Origin of the sequence: Alkalihalophilus lindianensis (assembly GCF_032843265.1) — a bacterium.
Classification (GTDB): Bacteria; Bacillota; Bacilli; order Bacillales; family Bacillaceae_D; genus Alkalihalophilus; species Alkalihalophilus lindianensis.
Genome location: NZ_JAWJBA010000036.1, coordinates 1 through 488, shown reverse-complemented (window position 1 = coordinate 488; position 488 = coordinate 1). Strand labels below are relative to the sequence as shown.

General features: G+C 42.0%; 1 protein-coding gene. It reads left to right on the top strand.

Going from position 1 to position 488, the window contains the following annotated elements:
• The coding region (locus RYX56_RS21160) for a transposase (RefSeq protein WP_317123965.1) at positions 1-224 on the top strand (224 nt) is incomplete at its 5' end.
• Positions 225-488 lie beyond the last annotated feature (264 nt).

Here is a 488-nt window from a genome sequence, read left to right as displayed (position 1 = left end):
TGAGTTTATTGGCATATAACCTAACAAATTGGCTTCGTACGCTTTGTTTTCCAGAGGGACAAAAAAGCATACAAATCGAAACCATTCGAACAAGACTGATAAAGGTCGCAAGTAAATTAGTGAAATCAGGACGATCACTTTACTTTAAGTTGTCCTCTGGTTTTGTGTACCAAGAATTCTTTTGGAAAGTATTACAGAGAATTCAACTGCTAAAGCTGGAATAAAACCTGTCTTCTATCTAATGATCGGACTGTGTTAATGTGCCATTTTGATTTTGACACACTGTTGATTGGAGTGGAGGGCGCTTGACTCCTGCGGGATGTAGAGGAAAAGTCGAGACCCCACAGGCGGAACGGCGAGGAGGCTCGACTTCCTCCCCGAGGAATCTTGCGCCCGGAACGGAAATCAACAGACAAATTGATGGCAGCCAACATATAAAAACAAATCTTTGACCAAGGGGGTAGTATGCCCAAAAATACATTCATTTT